A 7,171-nucleotide genomic window follows, 5' to 3' on the forward strand; every position below is an offset into this window, starting at 1 on the left:
CGCCCGTGGGGGAGCGGCCCGGTCAGGCGCCGGGGCCGGTCAGGCCCCGGCGGGGACGGGGGCCAGCAGCCCCTCGATCGCGTCGGCGGCCGCCGCGGGACCGCCCGCGGAGGCGATCTCCTCGCGCAGCCGCGCCACGGCGGCCCGGACGCCCTCGTCACCCGCGACGGCCAGCACGGTCTCCCGGATCAGCTCGGGCGAAACGTCCTTGCGCAGGATCTTGGCGCCCACGCCCAGCTGCTCGACGCGCGTGGCGGTCGCGTGCAGCTCCGCCATCTGCGGCACCGAGATCACCGGCACGCCCTCGGAGACGGCCTGGAGCACGGTGCTCGTACCGCCGTGGTTGATCATCAGGGTCGCGTGTTCCAGCACCGCGCCCTGCGGCACGAACCGGTGCACCCGGATGTGCTCCGGCACGTCCCCCAGCTCGCCCTCGGCCACCCCGCCCGCGTGCGCGATCACCACGTCCCAGTCGAGGTCCGCGAACGCGTCCACACAGGCGCGGAAGAACGACGGCTGCTTGTTGTACAGGGTGCCCAGCGAGATCAGCGCCAGCGGCCGGCCCGTCCGCGGGGCCTCCCAGTCGCCGTGGAAGCTGTTCGCGCTCGTGCACGGCCCGACGAAGTTGACCTCCTCGCCGAACGTGTCGCCCGCGTACTGGAACGCCCGCGGCAGGTACACCAGCGCCGGCCCCGAGTGGACGTCGTCGGCGAACTCGCCGATGCCCTTGTCCACCCCGTGTTCCGCGAGCAGCCCCGCGACGACCCCGAACAGCTCGCCCGTCTCCGGGTCCTCCTGCTGCTCCTCGGCCGTGTCCACCGGCGGGTGCAGCGACCAGTGCTCGTTCGCCACGTACGTGGGCGTGCTCCGGATGACCGGGATCCCCCACTTCGCCGCCAGGATGTGCCCGCTCCAGAACGACGACGGGTCGCACACGAACACGTCGGGACGGTTCTCCGGGGCCCCGAAGTGCGCCTCGAACGACGGAAGCGTCTGCTGCGTCAGCGCCAGCATCCACTTCATCATGTTCAGGAACTCCTGCTGGTCGGTGTACGACGCGGAGTCCTGCTGCGGCACCATCGTCTCCAGGAACTCGTCCTGGTCCATCGGGTACGGAAGGAACTCCGCACCCGTCGCGAGCACGCGCTCGCCGTAGTTCTCCGACAGGGCGTAGCTGACCCGGTGGCCGCGCGCGACCAGCTCCCGGGCGACCGACAGCGTCGGATTCACATGACCCGCCGCAGGGAGGATGAAGAAGGCGATATGCGCCATCGAGGCAGCCTTTCGAATCTTGAATCGATGCAATGGAAATTAAATGCACCGGCAGTCCGGGCGCAAGTACGGAGTTGACATAGTGTCCGTCCGCTCTCCGTGTTCCCGCCGGCAGCCCATGGCCCTGCCGGGCCCGACTAAAATCGGCGTGGACCGCCACTCGATTCCCCCTTGAATTTTCCGGGGAATTCTCGGCTATTTGACATAGTCGGCGGCCCCCTCGCGGCACGCCCACCGCACTGTTGTTGGGTGACAGGGCCCGTGCTTCAGAGGAGATCCAGCCATGAACTGCCCTCATGCCGCCGCAGGAGCCGTCCGGACCTATCCCTTCGGTGACCGCGTCGACCTCGAACTCGACCCGGCCTACGCCGAACTCCGGAAGACCGAGCCGGTCGTGCGGGTCCGCATGCCCTACGGCGGCGAAGCCTGGCTCCTCACCCGCCACGCGGACGTCAAGAAGGCCTCCGCCGACCCCCGCCTGAGCATGCACGCGGGCGCCGACCGGGACGTCCCCCGCGCCGCACCCCGGGCCCTCGACTCCGTCGGCCTCATGGGCATGCCGCCCGAGGACCACGCCCGGCTGCGCCGCCTCGTCTCCCGCGCCTTCACCGCCCGCCGCGTCGCCGCGCTGCGCCCCCGCATCACCGAGATCACGCACGGGCTGATCGACGCCCTCGTCGCCGACGGCGGCCCCGCCGACCTCGTCCAGCGCCTGGCCCTGCCGCTGCCGACCGCCGTGATCTGCGAGATGCTCGGCATCCCCCACGACGACCGGCACATCTTCCGCACCTTCACCGAAGCCCTCATGTCGGCCAGCCGCCACACCGAGGACGAGGTCGCCGCGGCCGCCGAGGAGTACGCCGACTACCTGCGCGGCTACGTCGCCAAGCGCCGCGAGCGGCCCGAGGACGACCTGCTCAGCGCCCTGATCGAAGCCCAGGACGAGGACGGACGGCTCAGCGGGAACGAACTGCTCATGCTGGTCGGCGGCATGCTCATCGGCGGCCACGAGACCACCGCCGGACAACTGGCCGGCCAGATCGCCCTGCTGCTCGGCGGCGACCGCACCCACTGGGAGGAACTCTGCGCCCGGCCCGCACTGGTTCCCTCCGCCGTCGAGGAACTCCTGCGGGTCGTCCCCCTCTGGTCCAGCGTCGGCCCCAGCCGCGTCGCCACCGAGGACATCGAGATCGGCGGGGTCACCATCCGCGCCGGCGAAGCCGTCGTCTACTCCCTCGCCTCCGCCAACCGCGACGAGGACGTCTTCGAGGACGCGGGCTCCCTCGTCCTGGACCGCGCCGCCAACCCCCACCTCGCCTTCGGCCAGGGCCCCCACTTCTGCCTCGGCGCCCCGCTGGCCCGCGCCGAACTCCAGTGCGCGCTCGAAGCCCTCACCACCCGGCTCCCCGCACTGCGCCTCGCCGTCCCCCAGGAGGACCTGGCCTGGCACGAGGGAATGCTGGTACGCGGCCCCGTGGAGCTCCCGGTCACCTGGTGACCGCCCGCCTGGTGACCGCCCGCCGACTTTTCGCGAATTTCCGTGACCGGGAATATCGCATTTCATCTCTGGCCATGGAGAATCGATGACCCCCAAGACGGGTGAGCAGTACGCTGGCGACAACCGCATAGCCGTCGTGGGGCTCGCCTGCAGACTGCCCGGAGCGGCCACGCCCGAAGAATTCTGGCAGCTCCTGCGGAGCGGCCGTCATTCCGTCTCCCGACAGGAGGACGGAACCTGGCGCGCCGCCCTGGAGAACCACGGCGACTTCGACGCCGAATTCTTCGGGATGACCGCCGCGCAGGCCGCCGCCACCGACCCGCAGCAGCGCCTGGTCCTCGAACTCGGCTGGGAGGCCCTGGAAGACGCGGGAATCCTCCCCGCCCGGCTCTCCGGCACCCGCACCGGCGTGTACGTCGGCATCGCCTCCGACGACTACGCCACGCTCGCGGGCCGCACCGGCGATGCCGGCGGCCACAGCGCCGCCGGCCGGCACCGCGCGATGACCGCGAACCGGCTCTCCCACTTCCTCGGCCTGCGCGGCCCCAGCATGGCCGTCGACACCGCCCAGTCCTCCTCCCTCGTCGCCGTCCAGCTGGCCTGCGAGAGCCTGCGGCGCGGGGAGACCGACCTGGCCGTCGTCGGCGGGGTCAACCTGATCCTCGCCGAGGACAGCACCACCCTGATGGAACTCATGGGGGCCCTCTCCCCGGACGGCCGCTGCCACACCTTCGACGCCCGCGCCAACGGCTACGTACGCGGTGAGGGCGGCGCGGCCGTCGTCCTCAAGCCGCTCGCCCGGGCCCTCGCCGACGGCGACCGCGTCCACTGCGTCATCAGGGGCGGGGCCGTCAACAACGACGGCGGCGGCCCGAGCCTGACCACCCCCGACCGGGCGGCCCAGGAGGCCGTGCTGCGCGAGGCCTACGAGCGGGCCGGCGTGGACCCGGCACGGGTCGGGTTCGTCGAACTGCACGGCACCGGCACCCGCGCCGGCGACCCCGTCGAGGCGGCGGCCCTCGGCGCCGTCCTCGGCGCGGCGCGGGCCGGTTCGCCGCTCGCCGGTTCGCCGCTCGCCGTCGGCTCGGCCAAGACCAACGTCGGCCACCTGGAGGGCGCGGCGGGCCTCGTCGGCTTCCTGAAGGCCGCCCTCGCCGTCCGCGAGGGCGAGCTCCCGCCCAGCCTCAACTACGAGACCGCGCACCCGGACATCCCGCTCGACGAGCTGAACCTGCGCGTCCAGACCACGCTGGAGCCGTGGACCGAGCCCGAGGGGCGCGGGCGGCTCGCCGGCGTGTCCTCGTTCGGCATGGGCGGCACCAACGCCCACCTGGTGCTGGAGGAGGCCCCGGCACCGGCCCCGGCCCGGGCCGTACGCGGGCGGCCGCCGGTCGTCCCGGTGGTCGTGTCCGGCCGCACCGGCGAGGGCCTGCGCGACCAGGCCGCCCGGCTCAGCGCCCACGTCGAGCACACCCCGGAGCTGGACCTCCTCGACGTCGCCCACACCCTCGCCGGCACCCGTACGGTCTTCGGCCACCGCGCGGTGGTCCTGGCCGGGGACCGGGAGGAACTCCTGACCCGCCTGGAACGGTCGGCGGTGCACGGCGTCGCCGGGGAGACCGGCCGGGTGGCGTGGGTGTTCCCGGGTCAGGGGACGCAGTGGATGGGGATGGGTGCGGGGCTGTTGGAGTCCTCGCCCGTGTTCGCGGCTCGGATGCGGGAGTGTGCCGATGCGCTGGCGCCCTTTGTCGACTTCGATGTGGTGGAGGTCGTGCGGGAGGGGCTGTCGCTGGACCGGGTGGATGTGGTTCAGCCGGTGACGTGGGCGGTCATGGTCTCCCTCGCGGAGGTGTGGCGTTCCCTGGGGGTCGTTCCGGATGCGGTGGTGGGGCATTCGCAGGGTGAGATCGCCGCTGCCGCTGTGTCGGGTGCGTTGTCGTTGGAGGATGCCGCCCGGGTGGTGGCCTTGCGGGCGGCTGTGATCGGGCGTGAGCTGGCGGGGCTGGGGGGCATGGCTTCCCTTCCGTTGCCGCTCGTGGAGGTCGAGGAGCGGCTGGCCGGGTGGACGGGTCGGCTCGGGGTGGCCGCCGTGAACGGGCCGTCGAGCACCGTGGTTGCCGGTGACGCGGATGCCGTGGCGGCGTTCGTGGCGGAGGCTCAGGCCGAGGGTGTTCGGGCGCGTCAGGTGCCCGTGGACTACGCCTCGCACTCGGCGCACGTCGAGCGGATCGAGGCCGAACTGCTCGACGTGCTCGGCCCGATCGTTCCGCGCCGGCCGGAGGTTCCCTTCTACTCGACCGTCAGCGCCGAGCTGGTCGACACGGCCGCGCTCGATGCCGCGTACTGGTACCGCAACCTGCGACAGCCCGTCCGTTTCGAGGACACCGTCGAGCTGCTGCTCGGCGAGGGCTTCGGGACCTTCGTGGAGTCCAGCGCCCACCCCGTGCTGGCCCTCGGCATCCAGGAGACGGCCGAAGCGGCGGGCACGGAGGTCACCGCCGTGGGTTCGCTCCGGCGCCAGGAGGGGAACCTGGAGCGGTTCCTGACCTCCGCCGCCGAACTGTTCGTCCGGGGCGTGGACATCGACTGGGCCTCCCTCTTCGAGGGGACCGGCGCCCGCCGCGTCCCGCTGCCGACGTACGCCTTCCAGCGGACCCGCCACTGGCTCGGCGAGGTCACCACCGACGCCGACAACCGTCCCGCGGCGGCCGACGAGACGCTGCTCAGCCGGGAACTGCGGGGCCTGTCGGAGCACGAGCAGCTCGACCACGTCCTGGAACTGGTCCGCGTCCACGCCGCCGCCGTGCTGGGACACCCCTCCCGGGAGTCGATCACCGCCGAGCGGACGTTCAAGGAGCACGGCTTCGAGTCCATCAACGGCATCGAACTGCGCAACCGGCTGCGCGCCGCGACCGGCCTGCGCCTGCCCACGACCCTCATCTACGACTCCCCGACCCCGCTCGCCGTCGCCCGCCTGATCAGGGATGCGGCGGCCGAGGCCGCGGCCGTCGCCGGCGTCGTCGAGCCCGCCGCCGCACCCGTCCGCCGCGAGCGGCCGCACCGTGGCCCGGAGGTGGACGACCCGATCGCGATCGTGGGGATGGCGTGCCGTTTCCCGGGTGGGGTGTCGTCTCCGGAGGGGTTGTGGGATCTGGTGTCCTCGGGGGTGGACGCGGTGTCGTCGTTCCCGGGGGACCGGGGGTGGGATGTGGAGTCGCTGTTTGATCCGGAGCCGGGGGTCGCGGGGCGTTCGTATGTGCGGGAGGGGGGTTTCCTGCATGAGGCGGGGGAGTTCGATGCGGACTTCTTCGGTATTTCGCCGCGTGAGGCGGTGGCGATGGATCCGCAGCAGCGGTTGCTGTTGGAGACGTCGTGGGAGGTGCTGGAGCGGGCGGGGATCCCGGCGTCCTCGCTGCGGGGTTCACGCACCGGCGTCTTCGTCGGCGCCATGTCGCAGGAGTACGGCCCCCGACTGTACGAGCCCGCGCAAGGCTACGAGGGCTACCTGCTGACCGGCAACACCGCCAGCGTCATGTCCGGCCGCATCTCGTACGCCTTGGGTCTGGAGGGCCCGGCGGTGACGGTGGACACCGCGTGCTCCTCCTCCCTGGTCGCCCTCCACCTGGCCGCGCAGTCCCTGCGGACCGGTGAGTGCGACGTGGCCCTGGCGGGCGGTGTCGCGGTGATGGCCGCGCCCGGACTGTTCGTCGAGTTCTCGCAGCAGCGCGGTCTGGCCGCCGACGGCCGCAGCAAGGCCTTCGCGGATGCGGCCGACGGCACCAGCTGGGCCGAGGGCGTGGGCATGCTGCTGGTGGAGCGGTTGTCGGACGCGGTGGCGAAGGGTCATCGGGTGTTGGCGGTGGTGCGGGGTTCGGCCGTGAACCAGGACGGTGCGTCGAACGGTCTGACGGCGCCGAACGGGCCTTCGCAGCAGCGGGTGATCCGGGCGGCGCTGGACAGTGCCGGTCTGGGTGTGGCCGATGTGGACGTGGTGGAGGCGCACGGGACGGGCACGAGGCTGGGTGACCCGATCGAGGCGCAGGCGCTGCTGGCGACCTATGGTCAGCGGTCGGGTGAACAGCCTTTGTGGCTGGGGTCGTTGAAGTCGAACATCGGGCATGCGCAGGCGGCTGCCGGGGTCGGTGGCGTCATCAAGATGGTGATGGCGCTGGAACACGGCCGGCTTCCGAAGACCCTGCACGTGGACGCGCCCTCGTCCCGGGTGGACTGGGAGGACGGCGCCGTTGAGCTGCTGACGGAGGCGCGTGACTGGCCCGAGGTGGGGCGTGCGCGGCGTGCGGGCGTGTCCTCGTTCGGGGTGTCCGGGACGAACGCGCATGTGATCCTGGAGCAGGCTCCTGAGCGGGTGGAGGAGCCGGTGGAGGGGGTGCGGGAGCTGCC

At 72.3% G+C, this 7,171-nt stretch carries 3 protein-coding genes; 2 read left to right on the forward strand and 1 reads right to left on the reverse strand.

What is annotated here, in order from left to right; all coding sequences use genetic code 11:
* Nucleotides 1-39: 39 nt before the first annotated feature.
* Nucleotides 40-1,272 carry a macrolide family glycosyltransferase gene (locus ACZ5NJ_RS37210; protein ID WP_468771170.1) on the reverse strand — a complete coding sequence of 411 codons (1,233 nt, stop codon included), beginning with the start codon at nucleotides 1,270-1,272 and terminating at the stop codon, nucleotides 40-42.
* Nucleotides 1,273-1,555: 283 nt separating this feature from the next.
* Here ACZ5NJ_RS37210 and ACZ5NJ_RS37215 point away from each other — a divergent pair, with 283 nt between their 5' ends.
* The gene (locus ACZ5NJ_RS37215; protein WP_468771171.1) at nucleotides 1,556-2,770 is read left to right on the forward strand and encodes a cytochrome P450; all 1,215 of its coding nucleotides are present in this window, start codon (nucleotides 1,556-1,558) and stop codon (nucleotides 2,768-2,770) included.
* 85 nt (nucleotides 2,771-2,855) lie between these two features.
* Nucleotides 2,856-7,171 (forward strand): beta-ketoacyl synthase N-terminal-like domain-containing protein (locus ACZ5NJ_RS37220; protein ID WP_468771173.1); only part of this gene is annotated, 4,316 nt, incomplete at its 3' end.

This window comes from Streptomyces sp. NPDC032091, assembly GCF_055580265.1.

Bases quoted from the DNA above. Each gene is read 5' to 3' on its own strand.
- ACZ5NJ_RS37210 (WP_468771170.1), bottom strand. From the start codon at position 1,272: ATGGCGCATATCGCCTTCTTCATCCTCCCTGCGGCGGGTCATGTGAAT.
- ACZ5NJ_RS37215 (WP_468771171.1), top strand. From the start codon at position 1,556: ATGAACTGCCCTCATGCCGCCGCAGGAGCCGTCCGGACCTATCCCTTC.